Below are 25286 nucleotides of genomic sequence, written 5' to 3'. Positions count from 1 at the left end.
GGCGGCGAAGACCCGGATCAGCGGCGGAACAAGTCAGCGGTTGGCAACAGAAGTTCGGAACTTTCCCACGGGGGTTGAGATGTATCAGGCGGTACGGGCACGGGTGAGTGCCCTGGTGTGCGGGGCGCGTGCGGCGCGGAGGGACGCGGGGATGGTCACGTCCGAGTACGCGATGGGAATCGTCGCGGCGGTGGCCTTCGCGGTGGTGCTCTACAAGGTCATCACGAGCGGCGCGGTCAGTACGGAGCTCCAGAACATCGTGAAGGAAGCCCTCGATGCGCGGATGTGAGCGGGGCGCCGACCGGGGGTTCGTCACGGCGGAGTCGGCCGTGGTGCTGCCCGTGCTGGTGATGTTCGCGATGGCGCTGGTGTGGGGGCTGCTGGTCGTGGCCGCGCAGATCCAGTGCGTGGACGCGGCACGGACGGGCGCCCGCGCGGCGGCCCGCCAGGACCCGCCCGACGCGGTTGTGCGACTGACCCGTGAGGCGGCACCGCCCGGCGCGAAAGTGACCGTCGACCGGGGCACGGAACACGTCCGCGTGGTCGTCGTGGCCGAGCCGCCGGTGCTGCGCGGCCTGTCCTTCGCCGTGCGGGAGGAGGCGGTGGCGTCGGTGGAGGAGACGGTGGGGGTGGGCACGTGAGACGGCGGCCGCAGATGCGGGGGCGGCGCCCGAGGTGCCGGGAGGCGGGGCGGCGGGCGCTGCGAGGTCTCGCACCGGACCAGGGGTCCGCCACCGTCTGGAGTGTCGGGGCGATCGCCGTCCTGTGCGTGGTGTTCGGCGTCGTCCTCGCGCTGGGGCAGGCCGTCGTGATCCGGCACCGTGCGGCGGGCGGTGCGGATCTCGCGGCCCTCGCGGCGGCGGACCACTGGGCCGAGGGCGGTACGGCGGCCTGCGCCCGGGCCGGCCGGGTGGCCCGGGCACAGGGTGTCCGGCTCGTGCGGTGCGAGGTCGCCGGAGAGATCTCGGACGTGACGGCGGCGTCGGGCCGGGGGCCGTTCACAGCGGAGGTCAGGGCGCGGGCGGGGCCTCCGTCGGCTCCCCTGGGTCTTCCCTCGGCGGCTGCTGCGCCTCCGCCTCCTTCTCCTCGGGAGCGCCCTCCAGCAGCACCGTGAGCAGTCGCACCGCGCCCCTCTTGTGCAGCGGGTCGTTGCCGTTGCCGCACTTGGGGGACTGGATGCAGGACGGGCAGCCGGCGTCGCACTCGCAGGAGGCGATGGCCTGGCGGGTGGCGGTCAGCCAGGTGCGGGCGGTGTGGAAGGCGCGCTCAGCGAAGCCCGCGCCGCCGGGATGGCCGTCGTAGACGAAGACCGTGGGCAGGAGCGTGTCGGGATGTAGCGGGATGGACACGCCGCCGATGTCCCAGCGGTCGCAGGTCGCGAAGAGGGGCAGCAGGCCGATCGACGCGTGCTCGGCGGCGTGCAGCGAGCCGCCGAGGATCTCCGGGTTGATTCGCGCGCGGTCGAGCTGGTCCTCGGTGACGGTCCACCACACGGCCCGGGTGCGCAGCGTACGAGGAGGGAGGTCGAGTTTCGTCTCGCCCAGCACCTCGCCGGTCATGAGCCGTCTGCGGAGGAAGGAGACGACCTGGTTGGTGACCTCGACGGAGCCGTAGCAGAGGCGGCCGTCGCCCCAGGGGATCTCGACGTCCGTCTCCAGCACGGAGATCGACGTCGTGTCACGGGCGACCGTGGAGTAGGGCGGGGCGGCCTCCTCGACGAGGGCGACGGAGTCCTCCAGGTCCAGCGACCGCACCAGGTACGTGCGGCCCTGGTGGAGGTGGACCGCCCCCTCGTGGACGGTCGAGTGCGCGGCGCCCGCGTCGACCGTGCCGAGCAGCCGGCCCGTGCCGGCCTCGACGACCTGGATGGGGCGCCCGCCCTCACCGCGGATGTCGGTGAGGTCGGCGGCCCGCTCGCGGCGGGTCCAGTGCCAGGCCTTGGTGCGGCGGCGCAGCAGCTTGGCTGCTTCGAGCTGGGGGAGGAGGTCCTCGCAGGCCGGGCCGAACAGGTCGAGGTCCTCGTCCGTCAGGGGCAGTTCCTCGGCGGCCGCACACAGGTGCGGGGCCAGCACGTAGGGGTTGTCCGGGTCGAGGACCGTCGACTCGACGGGCTGGTCGAACAGGGCCTCGGGGTGGTGGACGAGGAAGGTGTCCAGCGGGTCGTCACGGGCGACCAGGACGGCCAGCGCCCCCTGCCCGGACCGTCCGGCCCGGCCCGCCTGCTGCCACAGGGAGGCGCGTGTGCCCGGGTAGCCGGCGATGACGACCGCGTCCAGGCCGGAGATGTCGATGCCGAGTTCGAGGGCGTTCGTCGCGGCGAGGCCCAGCAGTTCACCCGAATGGAGGGCTTGTTCGAGTGCGCGGCGCTCTTCCGGCAGATAACCGCCCCGGTACGCCGCGACACGCCGGGCCAGCGACCGGTCGACCTCGGCCAGCCGCTCCTGGGAGATGACGGAGATCAGCTCGGCCGCGCGCCGGGACCGTACGAAGGCGACCGAGCGCACGCCCTGCACGGTGAGGTCGGTGAGCAGGTCGGCGGCCTCGGCGGTGGCCGTGCGGCGGACGGGGGCGCCCTTCTCGCCGTGCAGCTCGGTCAGCGGCGGTTCCCAGAGGGCGAACACCAGTTCACCGCGGGGGGAGGCGTCGTCGGCGACCTCCAGGACCGGCAGACCGGTGAGGCGGCGGGCGGCCACCGCGGGCTCGGCGGCAGTGGCGGAGGCCAGCAGGAACACGGGTGAGGCGCCGTAGCGGGCGCACAGGCGGCGCAGTCGGCGCAGCACCTGGGCGACGTGCGAGCCGAAGACACCGCGGTAGGTGTGGCACTCGTCGACGACGACGTACTTCAGCGACTTCAGGAAGGAGGACCAGCGGGCGTGGGACGGCAGGATGCCGCGGTGCAGCATGTCCGGGTTGGTCAGGACGTAGTTGGCGTACTGGCGGATCCACTCGCGCTCCTCGAACGGAGTGTCGCCGTCGTACACGGCCGTGCGTACCGAATGGCCCAACGGATGTGAAAGTTCCTTCACGGAGCGGCACTGATCCGCCGCAAGGGCCTTGGTGGGGGCCAGGTAGAGGGCGGTGGCGCCGCGGCCGTTCGGGGCCTCGGCGCCGTCCAGGAGGGTGGACAGGACCGGCACGAGGTAGGCCAGGGACTTGCCGGAGGCCGTGCCGGTGGCGACGACGACCGATTCGCCGTCCAGCGCGTGCTCCGCCGCGCGCGCCTGATGGGCCCATGGGTGCTCGATGCCCGCGCTCTGCACGGCCGCCACGACCTCCGCGCGGATCCGGTCCGGCCAGACGGCATGCCGACCCTCGCGCGGGGGCAAGTGCTCCGTATGAGTAATGCGCGAAGCCCTGCTCGGACCGGACGCGAGCCGGTCCAGGACCGCGCCCGGCGCGGGTCGGGAGGCGGGGTCCGTCGGGGGTCCATCGGATCGGTGATTCTTGGCCATCGGCACCGAGTGTGTCACTGGCGTGACGGACAATGGAGCCAAGGCGTCGTGCACGCCTGCCCGTAAGTGATTGAATGCCATCGCGGCTGGCGAATCGTCCAGGGGACGAAGCCGAGGTGCCCCTAGGGCGACCGCTCGATAGCAAGGTGCTGGAGGATCCGTGGACCTGTCCCTGTCGACCGAGACCATGGGCGATCGCACGATCGTCAGGGTCGGTGGCGAAATCGACGTATATACCGCGCCCAAGCTGCGCGAGCAGTTGGTCGAGCTGGTGAACGACGGCAGTTTCCACCTTGTCGTCGACATGGAGGGCGTGGACTTCCTCGACTCCACCGGGCTCGGCGTGCTGGTCGGCGGCCTGAAGCGTGTGCGGGCCCATGAGGGCTCCCTGCGCCTGGTCTGCAACCAGGAGCGCATTCTGAAGATCTTCCGCATCACCGGCCTCACCAAGGTGTTCCCGATTCACACCTCGGTCGAGGAAGCGGTGGCGGCGACCGACTGACCACCGGACCCGGGCCTCGTGCCCGGGCCGGCCGAAGTTGCGGCAAGAGTTCGGCAGAAGTGAAGACCGAGGGGGCCCGGGCTTTCGGCGGCCCGGAGCCTCTCGAAAGCACGCCCGTAGTTGCGAGGGGGATGCATGGCCACCGTTGAGCTCCGCTTCAGCGCGCTGCCCGAGCACGTCAGGACCGCCCGACTGGTGGCGGCCGCGGTGGCGCGCAGGGCCGGAGTGGACGAGGCCGTCCTCGACGAGGTCAGGCTCGCTGTCGGCGAGGCCTGCACGCGGGCCGTCGGGCTGCACCAGACCGGCGGGATCTCGGCACCGGTGAAGGTGCTGCTGATCGAGGAGGAGAAACAGTTCTCCATCGAGGTCGGCGACGAGGCACCGCACGCGGTCCCCGGCGAGCGCGGACCCGGCGCCGGACCAGGCGACCCCGACGGTGAGGCCGAGGAGGACGAGATGGGCCTCGCGGTCATCAGCGGGCTCGTCGACGATGTCGAGGTCAGCGCGGGGGAGCACGGCGGGTCGATCAAGATGACATGGCCGACCACCCCGCCGCCCACCATCCTGGCCTGACAAGCCACCGCGCACACCGTTCTTGACGAAGGGCCCCACCCGTGGGGCCCTTCGTCATGTGCGGGTGTCAGTGCTCGCCTTTACAGTAGTTCCTGTGCCGTTCATCGCGTGAATTCGTTCACGATCATTCGTATGCTCCACGGCAGTCCGAGAATGCTTTCAGGGCATTACCTCAGAAGGCCAATTCCGCTTATCGCGCTCTGTTTTGATCAGGTTCCGGTACCTACAATCCCGTCCACATCTTGAGCTCAGCCCAAGCGTCAAGGAGGACGAATGGCGGGGCTTTCTCTCTCACCACAGTCGGGCCATCCCACAGACCTCGCAGCCGCCGTGCTGACCGATGGCAACCGCGTTCTCGTCGTGGTCATCGCGGTCGTCGCGCTGGCGGCACTCGTGGTCGCGGGCGTCCTGGTACGCCAGGTACTCGCGGCCGGCGAGGGCACCGACAGCATGAAGAAGATCGCGGCGGCGGTCCAGGAAGGCGCGAACGCCTATCTGGCGCGTCAGCTGCGCACGCTCGCGGTATTCGCCGTGGTCGTGTTCTTCCTGCTCATGCTGCTGCCCGCGGACGACTGGAATCAGCGTGCCGGTCGGTCGGTGTTCTTCCTGATCGGAGCGGCGTTCTCGGCGGCCACGGGCTATATCGGCATGTGGCTCGCCGTGCGCAGCAATGTGCGTGTCGCCGCGGCGGCGCGTGAAGCCACTCCGGCGGCAGGCGAGCCGGAAAAAGATCTCACCACCGTTTCGCACAAAGCGATGAAGATCGCATTTCGCACGGGCGGCGTCGTCGGCATGTTCACGGTGGGCCTCGGCCTGCTGGGCGCCTCCTGCGTGGTGCTGGTGTACGCGGCCGACGCGCCGAAGGTGCTCGAGGGCTTCGGCCTGGGGGCCGCGCTGATCGCGATGTTCATGCGTGTCGGCGGCGGTATCTTCACCAAGGCCGCCGACGTCGGCGCCGACCTGGTCGGCAAGGTCGAACAGGGCATTCCGGAGGACGACCCGCGCAATGCCGCGACCATCGCCGACAATGTGGGCGACAACGTCGGCGACTGCGCGGGCATGGCGGCCGACCTCTTCGAGTCGTACGCCGTGACCCTCGTCGCCGCGCTGATCCTGGGCTCGGCGGCCTTCGGCGACGCCGGGCTCGGCTTCCCGCTGCTCGTGCCGGCGATCGGTGTGATCACCGCCATGATCGGCATCTTCGCGGTGGCGCCGAGGCGCGCCGACCGCAGCGGCATGAGCGCCATCAACCGCGGGTTCTTCATCTCCGCGGTGATCTCGCTCGTGCTGGTGGCCGTGGCCGTCTTCGTCTACCTGCCCGGGAAGTACTCGGAGCTCGACGGTGTGACGGACGCGGCGATCACGGGCAAGGAGGGAGACCCGCGGGTCCTCGCGCTCGTCGCGGTGGCCATCGGCATCGTGCTCGCCGCCCTGATCCAGCAACTGACCGGCTACTTCACCGAGACCACCCGGCGTCCCGTCCGGGACATCGGCAAGACCTCGCTCACCGGCCCGGCCACCGTCGTCCTCGCCGGTATCTCCGTGGGTCTCGAATCGGCCGTCTACACCGCCCTGTTGATCGGCCTCGGCGTGTACGGGGCGTTCCTGCTCGGCGGTACGTCGATCATGCTGGCACTGTTCGCGGTGGCACTGGCGGGCACCGGCCTGCTCACCACGGTCGGCGTGATCGTCGCGATGGACACCTTCGGGCCGGTCTCCGACAACGCGCAGGGCATCGCGGAGATGTCCGGCGACGTCGAGGGCGCGGGCGCGCAGGTGCTCACGAATCTGGACGCGGTCGGCAACACCACCAAGGCGATCACCAAGGGCATCGCGATCGCCACGGCCGTGCTCGCCGCGGCGGCGCTCTTCGGGTCGTACCGCGACGCGATCTTCACCGGCGCGCGGGACGTGGGCGAGAAGCTCAGCGGGGACGGTGCCCCGATGAGTCTCATGATGGACATCTCTCAGCCCAACAACCTCGTGGGTCTCGTCGCGGGCGCGGCGGTCGTCTTCCTCTTCTCGGGGCTGGCGATCAACGCCGTGTCGCGGTCGGCGGGTTCCGTGGTCTACGAGGTCCGGCGGCAGTTCCGCGAGAAGCCCGGGATCATGGATTACAGCGAGACCCCGGAGTACGGCAAGGTCGTCGACATCTGCACCAAGGACGCGTTGCGCGAGCTGGCCACGCCAGGTCTGCTCGCCGTGATGGCGCCCATCTTCATCGGGTTCACGCTCGGTGTCGGGCCGCTCGGCGCGTTCCTGGCGGGAGCGATCGGTGCGGGCACGCTGATGGCGGTGTTCCTGGCCAACTCCGGTGGCGCCTGGGACAACGCCAAGAAGCTCGTCGAGGACGGCCACCACGGAGGCAAGGGCAGTGAGGCGCACGCGGCGACCGTGATCGGCGACACCGTCGGCGACCCCTTCAAGGACACCGCCGGTCCCGCGATCAACCCGCTGCTGAAGGTCATGAACCTGGTGTCGCTGCTCATCGCGCCCGCGGTGATCAAGTTCTCCTACGGCGCCGACAAGAGCATCGGGGTGCGGATCCTGGTCGCGGCCCTGGCGTTCCTCGTGATCGTCGGCGCGGTGTACGTGTCAAAGCGGCGTGGAATCGCCATGGGTGACGAAGACAACGCCGAAGCGAAGCCCAAGTCGGCGGACCCGGCGGTGGTTTCGTAGGGAGGTCGTCCAAGCCCCAGCTCAAGGTGCGGGCGGGCGGCGCGCGTTGACGCGTCGCCCGCCCGCTCTGTGTGTGCACCATCGCGTCGTGAGGCTTCTCTCGCTTGATGCAAAAGGTTACAAAAGGGTCTTAATAGACGTTCGGCGTGCGGTTGCCGTGCATCTGGCGTGTATGTTCCGGGGCCGAGAGCCATGGAAGGGACCAAACCGGTGAACAAGAAGCTCGCGGCCGCACTGTCCGGCGGTGCGGTACTGGTACTGGCGCTGTCGGGGTGCGGCGGCGACGACAACGAGAAGCTGGACTCCTGGGCCAAGGAGGTCTGCGACGCCGTACAGCCGCAGGCCAAGAAGATCGAGTCGGCCAATGCCTCGATCCAGAAGGAAACCTCGGACAACAGCAAGCCGGAGGACGTCCAGAAGACCGACGCGAAGGCCTTCCAGGACATGTCCGACGCCTACAAGGCCATCGGGGCCGCGGTGACCAAGGCCGGGGCGCCGGACGTCGAGAACGGCGAGAAGAAGCAGCAGGACGCCGTCAAGGAGCTCAACGCGATCTCCTCCTCGTACGCCTCCCTGAAGAAGCAGGTCGACGGGCTCGACACCAAGGACCAGGGCAAGTTCGCGGACGGCCTCAAGGACATCGCCACGGAGCTCGACAAGCTGGGCAAGAGCGGGAACGACGCGCTCCGGACCCTTGAGGAGGGCGAGGTCGGCCAGGCGATGGCCCGGCAGTCCAGCTGCAAGGCGGCGACGGCGCCGGCGACCCAGAGCTGAGCGAGGAGTACTTCCGGGGCATGCGGGACCGCTGAGCCGGCAGTGACTGTGGAGCCGGGACGCGAGCCGCGCGCGATGCCTGTGCCGGGAGCGCGGAGGCACGCCCGATAACCGTGCCGGGAGCACGGACGCGCGCCCGATAACCGTGCCGGGAGCGCGGAGGCGCGCCCGATAACCGTGCCGGCGGCGCAGAGACGCGCCCGCTACCCGTGTCGGGGGCGCGGAGGCGCGGCATGCCCGAGCCGGTCGGCGGAGGCGGGCGATATCCGTGCCGGGGCGTGGAGCGGCGGGCGCTGGCCCGGAGCTGGGGTGTGGACGCGCGCGGTGTCCGAGCGGGTCTGCGGAGGCGGGTGATACGCGATCAGGGGTGCGGAGCTGTGCGAGATGCCCGAGCCGCGGTGAGGAGCCGCGCGGTGCCCGAGTCGTGGGGTGGAGCGGCGGGCGATACGTGAGCAGGAGCGCGGAGCCGCGTGATAGCCGAGCCCGAGCCGGAGCGCGGGCCGCGCGAGATGCCCGAGCCGCGGCGAGGAGCCGCGCGGTGCCCGAGTGGTGGGGTGGAGCGGCGGGCGATACGTGAGCAGGGGAGCGGAGCCGCGTGATCAGCCGAGCCCGAATCGGAGCGCGCAGCCGTGCGAGATACTGAACCGCGGCGAGGCGGTGCCCCTGCCAGTTTTGAGAGGGCGCGGTATCCGAGCCGGGGCGCGGAGGCACGCCATACCGTGCGTGATACCCGGCACGGGCGCGTGCGATACCGGTGTCGGCGGCCACAATGGGGGCGTGAGTAACGCCAGCCAGTCACCCCTGTCCCCGCTGCCCTTCTCCGACCGTCCCGATGTGGCCGCCCGGCTCCGGGACGCCCTGCTCGGAGCCTCCTTCACCGCCGACGGGCTGCTCGAACTGCTCGGCGCCCCCGCGTACGCGGCCCTGGCCCGGAGCGAGACCGTGCCCGCGCTCCGGGCGACCCGAGGGGACACGCCGCTGGAGTTGCTCGTCCGGCTGTTCCTCCTTCAGCAGCCCGTGCCGCACACGCGCGTGGCGGACGTCCTGCCCGTCGAGGCCTGCCTGGAGAGCGGCTGGCTGACGCGTGCCGGCGGCGACGGGCTCGCCGCCACCGTGGACGTACGGCCGTACGGCGGGCCCGGCGGCGAGGACTGGTTCATCGTGTCGGACCTGGGCTGCGCGGTCGGTGGCGCCGGCGGGATCGGCCGGCGTGACGAGGGAGTCGTCCTGGGCGTCGGGGGCGCCTCCACGACACTCGCCGGCATCACGGTCCGTACGCCCGTCGCCGCCGCGCTCGACCTCGGCACCGGCTCCGGCATCCAGGCGCTGCACGCCGCCCATCACGCCACGCGCGTGACGGCCACCGACCTCAACCCGCGCGCGCTGCACATCACCGCCCTCACCCTGGCGCTGTCCGGCACTCCGGCCGCCGATCTGCGCGAGGGCTCCCTCTTCGAGCCGGTGCGGGACGACGAGAAGTACGACCTGATCGTCTCGAACCCGCCGTTCGTGATCTCTCCCGGCGCCCGGCTCACCTACCGCGACGGCGGGATGGGCGGGGACGATCTGTGCCGCACGCTCGTTCAGGAGGCGGGGCAGCGGCTGAACGAGGGCGGGTTCGCGCAGTTCCTCGCCAACTGGCAGCACGTGGAAGGGGAGGACTGGCAGGACCGGCTCAGGGCGTGGGTGCCTCGGGGCTGCGACGCGTGGATCGTGCAGCGCGAGGTGCAGGACGTCAATCAGTACGCCGAGCTGTGGCTGCGGGACGCGGGCGACCACCGCGAGGACGTGGCGGAGTACCAGGCGCGGTACGACGCATGGCTCGACGAGTTCGAGGCGCGCAAAGTGAAGGCCGTCGGCTTCGGCTGGATCACCCTGCGCAGGACGGGCGCCGCCGTGCCCTCGGTCACGGTGGAGGAGTGGCCGCATCCGGTGGAGCAGCCGCTCGGGGACACCATCCGGGCCCACTTCGACCGGCTCGACTACCTGCGCGACCACGACGACGCCGCCCTGCTCGAAGGACACTTCCGGCTCGGCGCCGAGGTCGTGCAGGAACAGGTCGGGCTGCCCGGCGCGGAGGACCCCGAGCATGTCGTGCTGCGCCAGAACCGCGGCATGCGGAGGGCGACCCGGGTGGACACGGTCGGCGCGGGCTTCGCGGGCGTGTGCGACGGCACGATGAGCGCCGGTCGCATCCTCGACGCCATCGCCCAGCTGATCGGCGAGGACCCGGTGCTGCTGCGCGACCGTACTCCGGCGCAGATCCGGCTGCTCGTCGAGCAGGGATTTCTGGAGCCGGTCCGCTGAGGGACGCGGCAGGCACCCCTGTCCTGGTCGCCTCGGCAGGCACTCCTGCCGAGGGCGCCACCAGCGCCCCACGCCACCAGCGCCCCACGGCGCACGCTGCGGGCTCACGCCTCACGTCCCACCGGCCCCGTGCACCCCACCACGGGGCCTTCCTCGAGGGGACTCGCCAACAAATTCGAGTCGATTTGAACACCTCGCCCGAAACGGTCCGTGGGGGTCGGAAGTCCCCGATCCGCTGCTGTGTCGCCCCGGCGTTCACCTCCGGTTCGCCTGCCCGCCGCCCGCGCGTGTCAGCCTCCCGTGGCTGGGAAGACGCGGACCGGAGAAAAGGGGCACGGCGAGCCATGGAGAGCGAACCGGCGATCTTCGCGGGAGCGGTGTTCTCCCTGTTCGGAGGCGGACTGCTGGCGTGGACCGTGGCATGCGTCCGCCGGCATCGGCCCGTCGCCCAGGGCGTGAGCCCGGTCGCCTCGGCGACCCTCGCGAGCGTCGCCGCGGTGCTGGCCCTGGCGGCCGGAACCTGGTGCTTCACCCGCCTCTGAGGCCCGTGTCGGCGCCGCGCCTGTGGGTGACCGAGAGGTTGCCCTCCGCATGGGCCCGGGCCGGCTCCGGGCACTCCGGGCGGCAGGAATGGTGGTAGTCGGGTTACCGTTCGAGTGGCCGTTGCGGGCTTTTCCCGTTTGACACGGGGGCGGGATGTACCGTCACACTCCGCAGCGTCACCACGACCCGACCCCGGGAGACGAACCCTGGGGAGGCCCCAGCGTCGACCGGAGAGAAGAGCGAAGTTGTCCCCGACCAGCGAGACCGCACAGGGCGGCCGCCGACTCGTCATCGTCGAGTCGCCTGCCAAGGCGAAGACGATCAAGGGCTACCTGGGCCCCGGCTACGTAGTCGAGGCGAGCGTCGGGCACATCCGCGACCTTCCCAACGGCGCTGCCGAGGTGCCCGAGAAGTACACCGGTGAGGTCCGCCGCCTCGGTGTGGACGTCGAACACGACTTCCAGCCGATCTATGTGGTCAACGCCGATAAGAAGGCGCAGGTCAAGAAGCTCAAGGACCTGCTGAAGGACTCCGACGAGCTCTTCCTCGCCACCGATGAGGACCGCGAGGGCGAGGCCATCGCCTGGCACCTCCAGGAGGTGCTCAAGCCCAAGGTCCCGGTCAAGCGGATGGTCTTCCACGAGATCACCAAGGCCGCGATCCAGGCCGCCGTGGCCAACCCGCGCCAGCTCAACCAGAAGCTCGTCGACGCCCAGGAGACGCGCCGCATCCTCGACCGTCTCTACGGTTACGAGGTCTCGCCGGTCCTGTGGAAGAAGGTCATGCCGCGGCTGTCCGCGGGCCGTGTCCAGTCGGTCGCCACGCGGCTCGTCGTCGAGCGGGAACGCGAGCGCATCGCCTTTCGTTCGGCTGAGTACTGGGACCTGACGGGCACCTTCGCGACCGGCCGCGCGGGAGACCAGTCGGACCCGTCGTCGCTGGTCGCACGCCTGCAGACCGTCGACGGCAGGCGGGTCGCGCAGGGCCGCGACTTCGACTCCCTGGGACAGCTGAAGAGCGCGAACACCCTCCACCTCGACGAGGCGAACGCCCGCGCCCTGGCCGCCGCCCTGGAGAACACGAGCTTCGCGGTCCGGTCCGTCGAATCCAAGCCGTACCGCCGCTCGCCGTACGCCCCGTTCCGTACGACGACGCTGCAGCAGGAGGCCAGCCGCAAGCTCGGCTTCGGCGCGAAGGCGACGATGCAGATCGCCCAGAAGCTGTACGAGAACGGCTACATCACGTACATGCGTACGGACTCCACGACCCTGAGCGACACGGCGGTCGCCGCCGCCCGCGCCCAGGTCACGCAGCTGTACGGCGCCGACTATCTGCCGCCGCAGCCGAGGACGTACGCCGGGAAGGTCAAGAACGCACAGGAGGCCCACGAGGCGATCCGCCCCTCGGGTGATCGTTTCCGCACTCCTGCCGAGACCGGACTGACCGGCGACCAGTTCAAGCTGTACGAGCTGATCTGGAAGCGGACCGTCGCCTCCCAGATGAAGGACGCGACCGGCAACAGCGTCACGGTGAAGATCGGCGGCACGGCGGCCGACGGCCGGGACGTCGAGTTCAGCGCGTCCGGCAAGACGATCACCTTCCACGGCTTCCTCAAGGCCTACGTCGAGGGCGCCGACGACCCGAACGCCGAGCTCGACGACCGCGAGCGCCGGCTGCCGCAGGTCTCCGAGGGCGACGCCCTGAGCGCCGAGGAGATCACGGTCGACGGGCACGCCACCAAGCCCCCGGCCCGCTACACCGAGGCCTCCCTGGTCAAGGAGCTGGAAGAGCGCGAGATCGGCCGCCCGTCGACGTACGCGTCGATCATCGGCACGATCCTGGACCGCGGCTACGTGTTCAAGAAGGGCACGGCGCTGGTGCCGTCCTTCCTGTCCTTCGCCGTGGTCAACCTCCTGGAGAAGCACTTCGGGCGGCTCGTCGACTACGACTTCACCGCCAAGATGGAGGACGACCTCGACCGCATCGCCCGCGGTGAGGCGCAGTCCGTGCCGTGGCTGAAGCGGTTCTACTTCGGTGAGGGCACCGGCGGGGGCGGTGCCGCCGACGCCGGAAACGGCGACGGGGACCACCTCGGCGGCCTCAAGGAACTGGTGACCGACCTGGGCGCGATCGACGCGCGCGAGGTGTCGTCGTTCCCGGTGGGCAACGAGATCGTGCTGCGGGTCGGCCGCTACGGGCCGTACATCGAGCGCGGCGAGAAGGACACCGAGCAGCACCAGCGCGCCGACATCCCGGACGACCTGGCGCCGGACGAGCTGACCGTCGACCTCGCGGAGGAGCTGCTCGCCAAGCCGAGCGGCGACTACGAGCTGGGCACGGACCCGGCCACCGGCCACGCGATCGTCGCCAAGGACGGCCGCTACGGCCCGTACGTCACGGAGATCCTCCCCGAGGGCACCCCGAAGACGGGCAAGAACGCGGTCAAGCCGCGCACGGCGTCCCTGTTCAAGTCGATGTCCCTGGACACGGTGACCCTCGACGACGCCCTGAAGCTGATGTCGCTGCCGCGTGTCGTCGGCACCGACGCCGAGGGCCAGGAGATCACCGCGCAGAACGGCCGCTACGGCCCGTATCTGAAGAAGGGCACGGACTCGCGCTCGCTCCAGTCCGAGGAGCAGCTCTTCACGATCACGCTGGACGAGGCGCTGGCGATCTACGCCCAGCCGAAGCAGCGTGGCCGGGCGGCCGCCAAGCCGCCGCTGAAGGAGCTGGGCACCGACCCGGTGAGCGAGAAGCCGGTCGTCGTGAAGGACGGCCGCTTCGGGCCGTACGTCACCGACGGCGAGACCAATGCGACCCTGCGCTCCGGCGACAGCGTCGAGACGATCACCCCGGAGCGCGGTTTCGAGCTGCTCGCCGAGAAGCGCGCGAAGGGGCCGGCGAAGAAGACCGCGAAGAAGGCGGCCAAGAAGGCTCCGGCGAAGAAGACGACGGCGGCCAAGAAGACCGCGGCGAAGAAGACCACGACCGCGAAGAAGACGACGGCCAAGAAGACCACCACCGCGAAGAAGGCGGCCGCCAAGACGGCGACCGCCTCGGAGCCGGCGGAGGACTGAGGCCCGTTCCGGACCCGTTCGGAATCCGGACTCTCAAGGTCCGGATCTTCGCCCAGGGTTCGGAAAGCGAACGCCCCGGCAACACTTCGGTGTCGGGGCGTGCGCATGCCAGGCCGGGCATCCCGGGGTGTCGGTGGCTCCCGATAGGCTGAACGCATGACGCGAGCCGAGCATCCAACGGCCTCTCAGCCGGCCCCTGACGACGCCCTTGTCGCGGATTCCCGCGAGCGTGCCGTCCGCGCCCTGCTGCGCCGTCCGCAGTTGAAGCGGTTGTGGAGCGCGCAGCTCGTGGGCGGCGTGGGCGACACCCTCGCCCTTCTCGTGCTGGTCGTCCTCGCCCTCCAAGCGGCTGTCGCCGAGGGCTCGTTCGGGGGCGGCTACCGCGGCGTGGCGTTCGCAGTGGCGACCGTTTTCGGAGTGCGCATCCTGGCGACGCTCCTGTTCGGCGCCGTGCTCCTCGGCCCGCTCACCGCGCTCACCTCCCAGGACGGCCCGCTGGACCGCCGCTGGACCATGGTGGGCGCGGACGGGCTGCGCGCGGCGCTGCTCATCGTCGCGCCGCTGTGGATCGACTGGACGCCCGAGGACGCGCTGGCCGTCCTCCTCGTCACGGCCTTCGTGACCGGAGTCGCCGAGCGGTTCTGGACGGTGTGCCGCGAGAGCGCGGCCCCCGCGCTGCTGCCGCCCCCGCCACCGGAAGGCGCGACGGTCCGGCCGCTGCCGGACCACATGGACGCGCTGCGCCGCCTGTCGCTGCGCACCGGCTTCATCGCGATCCCGCTCGCGGCCGTCGCGCTCGTCGTAGCGTCCCTGTTCAACAACCTGCTGGGCGCCGGCATCGACTGGTTCGGGCAGCACCAGGCGGCCCTCGCCTCCTACGTGGCGGCAGGGCTGTTCGCCGCTTCCCTGTCCGTGCTGACCTTCCTGGAACTGCCCGCCACCCGCACCCCGCGCGCGCGGTCGCCGCTCGAGGGGCTGCGCCGCCCGAAGACGACCACCGGCGCCGACAAGGGACGCACCGGCGTGATGCCGCTGCTGGTGCTGGCCTGCGCGGCCGTCGCCGCCGCGGTGTCCGCCGCCGTCGCCGTGGCCGTGCTGCACGCCAAGGACCTGGGCGGCGGCCCCGTGCTCTACGGGCTGTTCGTGGGCGCGCTGACCGGCGGTGTCGTCGTCGGCATCCGTACGGCGCCCTCGCTGCTGCCCGCCCTGTCACGCCGCCGGCTGCTCGCGCTGGCCATCGCCTTCACCGGTGTCGCGCTGCTGGCCGCCGGGCTCGTCCCGGACGTCACCAGCGTGCTGCTGATCCTCGCGCTGGCCGGCGTCGGCGCGGGCATGTCCGCCAACATCGGCCACACCCTGCTCGACCAGGAGACCGAGGAGTACCGGCGGTCCCGTACGACGGAGCACCTGCATGCGGTGGTCCGGGTGTGCGTGGCGCTCGGCGCGGTGATCGCCCCGGTCGTGGCGGCGGGGATCGGGCCACACCGGCTGGAGAGCGGCAAGTTCGTCTTCGCGCACGGCGGCGCGGCCTTCACGCTGATGCTGGCCGGCGCCCTGCTGCTGCCGGTGGCCGCGCTGGTGCTGGCCAAGGTCGACGACCGGTCCGGAGTGCCGCTGCGCCAGGACCTGCGCGACGCGCTGCTCCGCGGCGACGACCCGGACCAGGCACCCGCCGCCTCCGGTTTCTTCATCGCCCTGGAAGGCGGCGACGGAGCCGGGAAGTCCACGCAGGCCGAGGCGCTCGCCGAGTGGATCCGCGGCAAGGGCCACGAGGTCGTGCTGACGCGCGAGCCGGGGGCCACGCCGGTGGGCAAGCGGCTGCGGTCGATCCTGCTGGACGTGTCGAGCGAGGGGCTGTCGCACCGCGCGGAGGCGCTGCTGTACGCCGCCGACCGGGCCGAGCACATCGACACCGTCGTACGACCCGCCCTGGAGCGCGGCGCTGTCGTCATCTCCGACCGGTACATCGACTCCTCCGTTGCCTACCAGGGGGCGGGCCGTGACCTGTCGCCGACCGAGATCGCCCGGATCAACCGCTGGGCCACGAACGGACTGGTGCCGCATCTGACCGTCCTGCTGGACGTCGCGCCGGAGACCGCGCGCGAGCGGTTCACCGAGGCGCCGGACCGGCTGGAGTCGGAGCCGGCCGAGTTCCACGCGCGCGTGCGGGCCGGTTTCCTGACCCTGGCCGCGGCCGACGCCGGGCGGTACCTGGTGGTGGACGCCGGCCAGGAGCCCGAGGCCGTCACGACCGTCATCCGGCACCGGCTCGACCAGGTGCTGCCGCTGTCCGAGGCCGAGATCAAGGCCCAGGAGGAGGCTCGGAAGAAGGCCGAGGAGGAGGCCCGCCGGAAGGCCGAGGAAGAGGCTGCCCGCAAGGCGGAGGAGGAGCGCCTGGAGCGCGAGCGCCAGGAGCAGCTCGCCCGGCTGCGTGCCGAGGAGGAGGAGCGCAAGCGGCGCGAGCTGGAGGAGGCGCAGCGGCGCGAGGCCGAACGGCAGGCGGAGGAGGCCCGGCGGCGGGCCGAGGAAGCGCGGAAGAAGGCCGAGGAGGAGCGGGCCCGGCTCCTCGCGGAGGAGAAGGCCCGCGCCGAGGAGGAAGCCCGGCGCAAGGCCGAGGAGGAGCGGCGCCGCAAGCAGGCCGAGGAAGAGGCACGGCTGCGCGCCGAGGCCGAGGCGCTCCGCCTGGAGAAGCAGCGCAAGGCCGAGGAGGCCCTGCTGCGGGCCGAGGAGGCCCGGCGCCTGGCGGAGGCGGCAGCCGCTGCCGCGGAGGCCGGGCCGAAGAATGCTGCCCCGCGTGGTGCCTCCGGTCCGACGGCCGCTCAGGACGCGGCGACGGTGCCCACGCCCGTGGTGACACCGGGCGGCTCGGCGGACGACACGACTGTGCTGCGCCCGGTGCGGGACGAGGAGCAGGGCCGGGGCGGGACCTCCGGTGGGTCCGACGCCGAGGTGACGGCCGAGCTGCCCAAGCCGCCGGTTCCGCCGGGGGCGGGGGAGGAGACGGAGGTACTGCCGCCGGTTCGCCCCGGCTCCGGGTCCTGGTCCGGATCCGGCTCCGGGGACGAGACCGAGGTGCTGCCCCAGGTGCCCTCCGGGGCGGGCGACGAGACGGCTGTGCTGCCTCCGGTCCGGCCGGGGGACGCGGACGAGACGGCTGTGCTGCCGCCCGTCCGGCCCGGGGACGCCGAGGAGACGGCCGTGCTGCCGCCCGTACGCGGGGACGAACCCGCGGACCGGGTTCCGCCCGGGTACTTCCGGAAGGACGCCCCGGCCGCCCGGCCCGACGGGACCGAGGACCGTACGCGCGAGCTGCCCCAGCTCGACGCCGAGGGCCGACCTCGCCGCCCGCGGTCCGACTGGGCCGAGGAGACGCCGCTGGACGACCTGCCGTCGCTGGCGGACGAGCTGCTCGGACCGCACGAGGACGAGCCCGACGAGGGGCGGGGGCGCCGGGGCAAGGGCGGCCGGGGCCGCTGAGGCCTCCGGCTCCTCCGCCGGGGGAGCCCGGGCCGGCGCAGGAGACGGGCCCCGGGCCGGGCCCGGGGGAGCGGGAGGCGGCAGGCGTTGTCAGTGGTCACCCCCACAATGGATCCCGCACCGTGGAACGTGACGAAAGGGCGGCGTGACCCATGACCGTGTGGGACGACCTCGTCGGGCAGGAGAGGGTGAGCGAGCAGCTGGACGCCGCCGCCCGGGACGCCGACGCCCTGGTCACCGCGGCCGCGGCCGACGCTCCCCCGCCCGAGACCTCGAAGATGACGCACGCGTGGCTGTTCACGGGCCCGCCGGGGGCCGGGCGGAACCAGGCGGCGCGGGCGTTCGCGGCGGCCCTGCAGTGCGTCAGCCCGGACCGTGCCCTCGGCGGCTCCCCGGGCTGCGGCTTCTGCGACGGATGTCACACGGCCCTGATCGGCACGCACGCCGACGTCACCACCGTCGCCGCGGTCGGCACGCAGATCCTCGCCGACGACATGCGCGACACCGTCCGCAAGTCGTTCACCTCGCCGGCGACCGGCCGCTGGCAGGTCATCCTCGTCGAGGACGCCGAGCGGCTGAACGAGAAGTCGGCCAACGCCGTCCTCAAGGCCGTGGAGGAGCCCGCGCCGCGCACGGTCTGGCTGCTGTGCGCCCCCTCCATCGAGGACGTCCTGCCGACCATCCGCTCCCGCTGCCGCCACCTGAACCTGAGCACGCCGTCGGTGGACGCCGTCGCCGACATGCTCGTACGCCGGGAGGGCATCGAGCCCGGCGTCGCCGCCGCGGCGGCCCGCGCGACCCAGGGCCATGTCGACCGGGCCCGCCGCCTGGCCACCGACCCGGCCGCGCGCGAGCGCCGCGCCGCCGTCCTCAGGCTGCCGTTGCGGGTCGAGGACATCGGCGGCGCGCTCAAGGCCGCCCAGGAGCTCGTCGACGCGGCCGCCGAGGACGCCAAGCAGCTCGCGGAGGAGACGGACGCCAAGGAGACCGAGGAGCTGAGGGCCGCCCTCGGCGCGGCCCAGGGCGGCCGGATGCCGCGCGGCACGGCGGGCGTGATCAAGGACCTGGAGGACAAGCAGAAGCGCCGCAGAACACGCACGCAGCGTGACAGCCTCGACCTCGCCCTGACCGACCTCACGGCCTTCTACCGCGACGTCCTCGCCCTCCAGCTCGGCTCCCGCGTGGCCATCGCCAACGCCGACGCCGAGGACGCCCTGGAGCGCCTCGCCCGCGGCAGCTCTCCGGAGTCCACGCTCCGCCGCATCGAGGCGATCGCCGCCTGCCGCGACGCCCTCGACCGCAACGTGGCCCCGCTGCTCGCGGTGGAGGCCATGACGATGGCACTCAGAGCGGGCTGAGCCGACAGAGCTGCCACCGCACGGCACCGCACGGCACCGCGCACGAGTCGCACGAGGCGGACGAGGAATTGACGCCGTAACTCGTACGAGGCACGACACGCACGCTGGGCATCCATTTCGTCGCCCAGAGTTACGCTCGCAGGATGGACACAAGGCGCACCCTCCGCTCCGCCGACCGCTCTGTCTCCCGGTCCGGCGGCCTGCACCGCCGGACCCGTGGCGGAGCCAGGACCGCGGCCGGCCTCCTCGCCACGGCCGCGCTGCTCGTCTCCGCCTGCTCCTCCGGGAGCTCGACGACGTCCGCCACGGCCGCGGCGGAGCAAGCGGCACTGGTCGCGCTGCCACGGGCCACCCCGGCGGCCCTCACTCCGTACTACGGACAGAAGCCGGCTTGGCGCGGCTGCGGCGTCCCCGGCTTCGAGTGCGCCACGATCAAGGCGCCGCTCGACTACTCCAAGCCGGCCGCCGGAGACGTCCGGCTCGCCGTCGCCCGCAAGAAGGCCACGGGCCCGGGGAAGCGGCTGGGCTCGCTGCTGGTGAACCCCGGCGGGCCGGGCGGCTCGGCGATCGGCTACGTCCAGGCGTACGCAGGCATCGGCTACCCGGCCGAGGTCCGTGCCCGCTACGACATGGTGGCGGTCGACCCGCGCGGCGTGGCCCGCAGCGAGCCCGTCAGGTGTCTGAACGGGCCGGAGATGGACGCATACACGCAGACGGACAACACACCCGACGACGCCAGGGAGACCGACGGACTGGTCAGGGCGTTCCGGACGTTCTCCGAGGGCTGCGGCGCGGACTCGCCCCGGCTGCTGCGCCATGTGTCCACCGTCGAGGCGGCCCGGGACATGGACATCGTGCGGGCAGCGCTCGGCGACAAGAAGCTGAACTACGTCGGCGCCTCCTACGGCACCTTCCTCGGGGCGACGTACGCCGGGCTCTTCCCGGAGCGGGCGGGCCGGCTGGTGCTGGACGGCGCGATGGACCCGTCGCTGCCCGCGCGGCGGCTGAACCTCGAACAGACGGCGGGCTTCGAGACGGCGTTCCGGTCGTTCGCGCGGGACTGCGTACGGCACAAGGACTGCCCGCTGGGCGGCGCGGGCACCTCGCCCGAGCAGGTCGGCGAGAACCTCAAGGCGTTCTTCGAGAAGCTGGACGCGCGGCCGGCCACCACCGGCGCCCCCGACGGCCGCCGCCTCACCGAGTCGCTCGCCACGACGGGCGTGATCGCGGCCATGTACGACGAGGGCGCCTGGCAGCAGTTGCGCGAGGCGCTGACCTCCGCGATGAGGAAGAACGACGGCTCCGGGCTCCTCGTCCTCTCCGACGGCTACTACGAGCGGGACGCCGACGGCGGCTACAGCAACCTGATGTTCGCCAACGCGGCCGTGAACTGCCTCGACCTGCCACCGGCCTTCGACACCCCCGACGAGGTGCGCAGGGCGCTGCCCACGTTCGAGAAGGCGTCCCCGGTCTTCGGCGAGGGCCTGGCGTGGGCCTCCCTGAACTGCGCGTACTGGCCCGTGCATGCCACGGGCGAGCCGCACCGCATCGAGGCGAAGGGCGCCGCCCCCATCGTCGTGGTCGGCACCACCCGCGACCCCGCGACCCCGTACCGCTGGGCGAAGGCCCTGGCCGGCCAGCTCTCCTCGGCCCGCCTCCTCACCTACGAGGGCGACGGGCACACCGCGTACGGCCGCGGCAGCTCCTGCATCGACCGCACGATCAACGCGTACCTCCTGCGCGGCACCCCACCCACGGACGGCAAGCGCTGCTCATGACCCCTGCGCCGGCCCGGAGACCCTGCCTCCGGGGCTGGTACGGAGCACCCTCGGAAACTGTGTAGACTTACCGTCGTTGCTGATCGCACCATAGTGCGGACAGCGCGCCGCCTTAGCTCAGATGGCCAGAGCAACGCACTCGTAATGCGTAGGTCTCGGGTTCGAATCCCGAAGGCGGCTCTTCTCAAGGGCCAGGTCAGATGATTTCTGACCTGGCTTTTTGTGTTGGAGGCGACGATCATGGATCCGGCCGCAGTGTCTCCCGCCGCAGCGAGCATCGACCTGCGTCAGTTGCTGATGGCGCTGGGCGACTCGTTGGTGGAGGTGCAGGCCGCTCCCGCCGGGCTGGATGTCGAGGTCCGTGCGGTGTCGCTGCTCGATCCCGAGGACTTGCCGACCGCGCAGCCGGGCGAACTGGTTCTCGTGATCGGTGCCCGTGGCCGGGCCGCTCTTCCCGCGCTGCGGGCCGCCGGGCGGGACGGAGCCGCCGCCGTCGTGGTCAAGCTGGACGCGCCCGGCCAGGCCGCGGCGCTGAGTGAGGCCGCCGCGCAGGCCGGGGTCGCCCTGCTGTCGCTGCGCAGCGAAGCACGCTGGGAGCAAGTGCACGCGCTGGCCCGGGCCGCTCTCGACGACGCACCGCCGGGGGAGCCCGGCATGGGGGCGGAGGAGGGCGACCTGTTCTCGCTCGCCCAGACCACGGCCATCCTCACCAGCGGCATCGTCAGCATCGAGGACGCCGCGAACCGGGTGCTCGCCTACTCCCGCACCACCGACTCCGACGAGGCGGACGACCTGCGGCGGCGCTCCATCCTCGGCTGGCAGGGACCGGAGGGGTATCTGGCGAAGCTGCGCGAGTGGGGCGTGTTCCAGCATCTGCACTCCAGCGACGAGGTGATCGGCATCGACAGCCACCCCGAGCTGGGCATCCGCCGTCGGCTCGCGGTGGCGATCCGGTCCGGGGACCGGCAGCTGGGCACCATCTGGGTGCAGGAGGGCTCGATTCCGCTGTCCGAACGCTCGCGCCAGGCGCTGCTCGGCGCCGCCCGGGTCGCGGCGCTCCATCTCGTACGCCGTCGCCGGGAGCTGTCGGACGATGTGACGCTCACCCGGACCCTGCTGGCCGGACTACTGGACGGGAGCACCGGACCGCAGCCGCTGGCCACTCACCTGGGCTTCGACGCCACCCGCCCGGCCGCCGTGCTGGGATTCTCGTACGGGGCCACAGAGGCGTACGAGTCCGCGGAGGGCGTCGCCGCACCGGAGCTGACCCACTCCGAGGTCACCAACCTGGTCTCCGTGCACATCGCCGCCCGGCACCGCAGCGCCCTGGTCACCCAGGTCGAGTCCCGCATCTATGTGCTGCTGCCCCAGCTGCCCCGCGGGATCGACACGGACACGCTGCGCGGCTGGACCCAGGAGATCACCGAAGCCGCACGCCGCCACCTGGGCCTGCCCCTGCGCGGCTCGGTCGGTTGCCTGGTGCCGGGGCTCGGGGACGTCCCCGAGTCGCGCCGGGAGGCCGACCGCATACTCGACGCCATGGTGAGCGCCGGAGTGACCGTCGCGGTCGCCGCGCTGCCGGACATCCAGGCGGAGGTGCTGATCAGCGAGATACTCACGCTGCTCTCCGCCCACCCCGAGATACGGGATCCCCGGCTGACCGCCCTGGCCGCGCACGACAGCCGGCACCAGGGCCGGCTCGCCGAGACCCTCCTGACGTACCTGAACTGCTTCGGTGACATCCGGGCGGCGGCCGCACAGCTCCATGTGCACCCCAACACGCTGCGGTACCGCCTGCGCCGGACCGAGGAGCTGACCGGCCTCGATCTCAGCCGTCCCGACCAGCGTCTGCTGGCCATGCTCCAGCTGCGGCTGCCGCCCACCGGCTGAACCGGTTCCGCATTGGCCGGTCGTACAGCCATCAAGGGCGAGTTTGTTCAGCCTTCACAAACATTTGGCCCCATGACCCCCCATACGCTTGCGCAAATCCATTTCCGCAAGTGATGCGGCCCACCTCCCACGAGGAGACGGAGCGAAACGCGGACGTGCGGTGACGACCCCGTCACCAGTACGGCATCCGGATTCCGCGAACCGCACCGTGAACGCTTCCGGGAATCGTCAGTGCCCCGAACGTCCCTCCTGACGCCCAGCACGGCACTCCCAACGACCCCATGGATGTCGACATGACTACACGTCCCCCTGGTTCACTGGCCCATGACACCGCTCCCGCCGCCCATGGTCAGCCGCCGGAGCAGCAGGCAGGTCTGCAGGCCGGTCTCAAGAACCGCCATCTTTCCATGATCGCCATCGGCGGAGTGATCGGTGCCGGTCTCTTCGTGGGCTCCGCCTCCGGTGTCGCCGCCGCCGGCCCCGGCATTCTGGTGTCCTACGCACTGGTCGGCGCCCTCGTCGTCTTTGTGATGCGGATGCTCGGCGAGATGGCCGCGGCCAACCCGACCTCCGGGTCCTTCTCGGCCTACGCCGACCGGGCGCTGGGCCGCTGGGCCGGGTTCTCGATCGGCTGGCTGTACTGGTTCTTCTGGGTCGTCGTCCTCGCCGTGGAGGCGACCGCGGGCGCCGTCATCCTGGAAGGGTGGGTGCCGGCCGTACCGCAGTGGGCCTGGGCCCTGATCGTGATGACGGTCCTCACCGCCACGAACCTGGCCTCGGTCGGCTCCTTCGGCGAGTTCGAGTTCTGGTTCGCCGGCATCAAGGTCGTCGCCATCGCGGGCTTCATCGTTCTCGGCGGACTGGCGATCTTCGGTGTGCTGCCCGGTTCCGACCATGCCGCGACAGGATTCGCAAACCTCACCGAGCACGGCGGCTTCCTGCCGAACGGGCCGGGCGCGATCCTCACCGGCATCCTGCTGGTCGTCTTCTCCTTCATGGGCAGCGAGATCGTCACCCTCGCCGCCGGTGAGTCCTCGGACGCACAGCGGGCGGTGGCCAAGGCCACCCGGAGCGTGATCTGGCGGGTCGGCGTCTTCTACGTCGGCTCGATCCTCGTCGTGGTCGCCCTGCTGCCGTGGAACGACCCCGCGATCGTGAAGAAGGGCTCGTACGTCGCGGCCCTCGACTCCATCGGCATCCCGCACGCCGGCGAGATCATGAACTTCATCGTGCTGACCGCCGTGCTGTCCTGTCTCAACTCGGGCCTCTACACCGCCTCCCGGATGGCCTTCTCCCTCGGCCAGCGCGGCGACGCGCCCCGGTCCTTCGTACGGACGAACACGCGAGGTGTCCCGCAGGCCGCGATCCTGGCCTCCGTGGTCTTCGGCTTCGTGGCGGTCGCCTTCAACTACCTGTGGCCGGACACGGTCTTCCAGTTCCTGCTGAACTCCTCGGGCGCGGTCGCGCTCTTCGTGTGGCTGGTCATCTGCTTCTCGCAGCTGCGGATGCGGGGGATCATCCTGCGCGAGAGCCCGGAGAAGCTCGTCGTCCGGATGTGGCTCTTCCCCTATCTGACGTGGGCGACGATCGCGATGATCGCGTTCGTGCTCCTCTACATGCTCACCGACGGCAAGGAGGGCGGCGGCCGGAGCCAGGTGCTGCTCTCGGTGCTCGTCGCCGCGGTGGTGATCGCGATCTCCTTCGTCCGGGAGCGGTCCCGCCGGAAGGAGGCCGTGGAGACGGCCGCGCCGCGGTAGCCACCGCCAAGAGCCCCGGGTCGGACTGAAGTCGGCCCGGGGCTCTCGGCGTTCAGCGGCCGGTCTCCCGTTCCACCGGCAGCCACAGCTCGGCGTCCGCTGTCGTCCCGTCCGCCGAGAGGTCGGTCCGCAGGATCTCCGGGCCGGGGCGGCTGCGGTACGGGTTGGACGGGAACCACTCGGTGAACACGTCCCGCCACAGCTCCTGGATGGCCCGGGGAGCCGGGCCGGAGGTGGTGAAGACCGCCCAGGTGCCGGGCGGGACGGGCAGGGTGGTGGTGCCCGCGGGAGCGTCCGTCGGGGCCGACGCCGCGCTGATCACCGCCTGGTAGTAGTCGAGTTCGGTGCCCTCGGCGCGGCTCGGGTCCAGGTCGTCGCAGACCGCGACGATGCCGTGCGGCTCCTGGTCCGAGAGCTTGCCGAGGCGCTCCAGGGCCTGCTTGTCGATGCCCCGGACGAAGTCGACGATCGCCTGGTTCGGGCCCGAGTGCACGAGCGGGACCCGGGTCTTGAAGCCGACGACGGTGAAGGCCGGGCGGTCCACTATGCGGTACTGCATGCTGCTGCTCCCTTCGATGGTGAGGCGGAAGGTCAGCCGGGGCTGGGAGACGAGCGCGGCGCCGGTGCGCCGGGCCTCGCCCGGTCCTACGCCGTGCATCGCGCGGAACGCCCGTGCGAACGCCTCGCCCGAGCCGTAGCCGTAGCGCACCGCGATCTCCAGCAGCGTCTCGCGGCCCGCGAGCACTTCCGCGCCCGCGACCGTCAGCCGTCGGCGGCGGATGTACTCCGACAGGGGCATACCTGCCAGCGCGGAGAACATCCGGCGCAGGTGGTACTCCGACGTGGTCATGATCCGCGCCAGTTCGGCGCCGTCCACGGACTCGTCGAGGTGGCGCTCGATGTGCTCCATCGCCTGGTTGAGCCGGTCCAGCACGCCCGGTTCCTTCCTCTTCGGTGATCACCACGCTAGGCAGCGCGCACCCCGCCGCACCCGACATCCTGTGCCCGATCGGGTCGGGTGCCGCATCCGCCGAACGGCGTAGGCGCACCGCCGTCCGGCAGGCGTACTTAAAGGGTCTTTACCGTGAACGGCTAGCATCGCCCGGCAACCCGTCAGTT

The 25286-nt window shown here is 71.6% G+C and carries 17 protein-coding genes and 1 tRNA gene; 16 read left to right on the top strand and 2 right to left on the bottom strand.

Translation table 11 applies throughout. From position 1 onward, the window contains the following. Window positions 1-79 precede the first annotated feature (79 nt). From ACH4G3_RS11120 to ACH4G3_RS11110, 3 genes are read left to right on the top strand one after another with little or no spacing between them, the layout of a single operon-like run. Window positions 80-289 carry a DUF4244 domain-containing protein gene (locus tag ACH4G3_RS11120; RefSeq protein WP_397624195.1) on the top strand — a complete coding sequence of 70 codons (210 nt, stop codon included), beginning with the start codon at window positions 80-82 and terminating at the stop codon, window positions 287-289. After that, window positions 276-641: a TadE family type IV pilus minor pilin gene (locus ACH4G3_RS11115; RefSeq protein ID WP_397624194.1), complete on the top strand. Its 366-nt coding sequence runs from the start codon at window positions 276-278 to the stop codon at window positions 639-641. The genes ACH4G3_RS11120 and ACH4G3_RS11115 overlap by 14 nt, the downstream gene beginning before the upstream one ends. 14 nt (window positions 642-655) lie before the next feature. After that, complete coding sequence (locus tag ACH4G3_RS11110; RefSeq protein WP_397624750.1) at window positions 656-1114, top strand: Rv3654c family TadE-like protein; 459 nt, start codon at window positions 656-658, stop codon at window positions 1112-1114. Here the strand turns inward: ACH4G3_RS11110 and ACH4G3_RS11105 are convergent. Then, a complete protein-coding gene (locus ACH4G3_RS11105) occupies window positions 1011-3533 on the bottom strand; it encodes a DEAD/DEAH box helicase (RefSeq protein ID WP_397624193.1) in 2523 nt (840 codons plus the stop codon). The genes ACH4G3_RS11110 and ACH4G3_RS11105 overlap by 104 nt on opposite strands. Window positions 3534-3612: 79 nt before the next feature. Here ACH4G3_RS11105 and bldG point away from each other — a divergent pair, with 79 nt between their 5' ends. The 13 genes from bldG (at window position 3613) to ACH4G3_RS11040 (ending at window position 24167) form a co-directional block, all read left to right on the top strand. Next, complete coding sequence (gene bldG, locus ACH4G3_RS11100) at window positions 3613-3954, top strand: anti-sigma factor antagonist BldG (protein WP_003991900.1); 342 nt, start codon at window positions 3613-3615, stop codon at window positions 3952-3954. Window positions 3955-4089: 135 nt separating this feature from the next. Further along, window positions 4090-4527: an ATP-binding protein gene (locus tag ACH4G3_RS11095; protein ID WP_020272727.1), complete on the top strand. Its 438-nt coding sequence runs from the start codon at window positions 4090-4092 to the stop codon at window positions 4525-4527. Window positions 4528-4800: 273 nt separating this feature from the next. Beyond that, window positions 4801-7206, top strand: a complete 2406-nt coding sequence (locus ACH4G3_RS11090) for a sodium-translocating pyrophosphatase (RefSeq protein ID WP_397624192.1) — start codon at window positions 4801-4803, stop codon at window positions 7204-7206. Between the two features lie 192 nt (window positions 7207-7398). Continuing rightward, window positions 7399-7980 (top strand): small secreted protein, encoded by a 582-nt coding sequence (locus tag ACH4G3_RS11085; protein WP_397624191.1) that lies wholly within the window; start codon window positions 7399-7401, stop codon window positions 7978-7980. Window positions 7981-8757: 777 nt separating this feature from the next. After that, a complete protein-coding gene (locus ACH4G3_RS11080) occupies window positions 8758-10287 on the top strand; it encodes a DUF7059 domain-containing protein (RefSeq protein ID WP_397624190.1) in 1530 nt (509 codons plus the stop codon). A gap of 344 nt (window positions 10288-10631) precedes the next feature. After that, the gene (locus ACH4G3_RS11075) at window positions 10632-10829 is read left to right on the top strand and encodes a hypothetical protein (protein ID WP_397624189.1); all 198 of its coding nucleotides are present in this window, start codon (window positions 10632-10634) and stop codon (window positions 10827-10829) included. Between the two features lie 246 nt (window positions 10830-11075). After that, on the top strand, window positions 11076-13907 hold the full coding sequence (gene topA, locus ACH4G3_RS11070; RefSeq protein WP_397624188.1) for a type I DNA topoisomerase: 2832 nt from the start codon (window positions 11076-11078) through the stop codon (window positions 13905-13907). 156 nt (window positions 13908-14063) lie between these two features. Then, window positions 14064-17384, top strand: a complete 3321-nt coding sequence (tmk, locus tag ACH4G3_RS11065; protein WP_397624187.1) for a dTMP kinase — start codon at window positions 14064-14066, stop codon at window positions 17382-17384. A 152-nt stretch (window positions 17385-17536) separates the two neighbouring features. Further along, window positions 17537-18742 carry a DNA polymerase III subunit delta' gene (locus ACH4G3_RS11060; RefSeq protein ID WP_397624186.1) on the top strand — a complete coding sequence of 402 codons (1206 nt, stop codon included), beginning with the start codon at window positions 17537-17539 and terminating at the stop codon, window positions 18740-18742. 143 nt (window positions 18743-18885) lie between these two features. Continuing rightward, complete coding sequence (locus ACH4G3_RS11055; RefSeq protein ID WP_397624185.1) at window positions 18886-20520, top strand: alpha/beta hydrolase; 1635 nt, start codon at window positions 18886-18888, stop codon at window positions 20518-20520. Window positions 20521-20626: 106 nt separating this feature from the next. Beyond that, window positions 20627-20700, top strand: a tRNA-Thr gene (locus ACH4G3_RS11050). Window positions 20701-20760: 60 nt separating this feature from the next. Next, window positions 20761-22410 carry a PucR family transcriptional regulator gene (locus ACH4G3_RS11045; protein WP_397624184.1) on the top strand — a complete coding sequence of 550 codons (1650 nt, stop codon included), beginning with the start codon at window positions 20761-20763 and terminating at the stop codon, window positions 22408-22410. Window positions 22411-22703: 293 nt separating this feature from the next. Further along, window positions 22704-24167: an amino acid permease gene (locus ACH4G3_RS11040; RefSeq protein WP_397624183.1), complete on the top strand. Its 1464-nt coding sequence runs from the start codon at window positions 22704-22706 to the stop codon at window positions 24165-24167. A gap of 52 nt (window positions 24168-24219) precedes the next feature. On the opposite strand, the gene ACH4G3_RS11035 is transcribed toward ACH4G3_RS11040, so the two are convergent. Next, window positions 24220-25101 carry an AraC family transcriptional regulator gene (locus ACH4G3_RS11035; protein ID WP_397624182.1) on the bottom strand — a complete coding sequence of 294 codons (882 nt, stop codon included), beginning with the start codon at window positions 25099-25101 and terminating at the stop codon, window positions 24220-24222. Window positions 25102-25286 lie beyond the last annotated feature (185 nt).

Source organism: Streptomyces afghaniensis (genome assembly GCF_044327915.1).
Classification (GTDB): domain Bacteria; phylum Actinomycetota; class Actinomycetes; order Streptomycetales; family Streptomycetaceae; genus Streptomyces; species Streptomyces afghaniensis.
The sequence above is the reverse complement of the archived record's forward strand: the minus strand, read 5'-3'. Positions and strand labels throughout refer to the sequence as shown.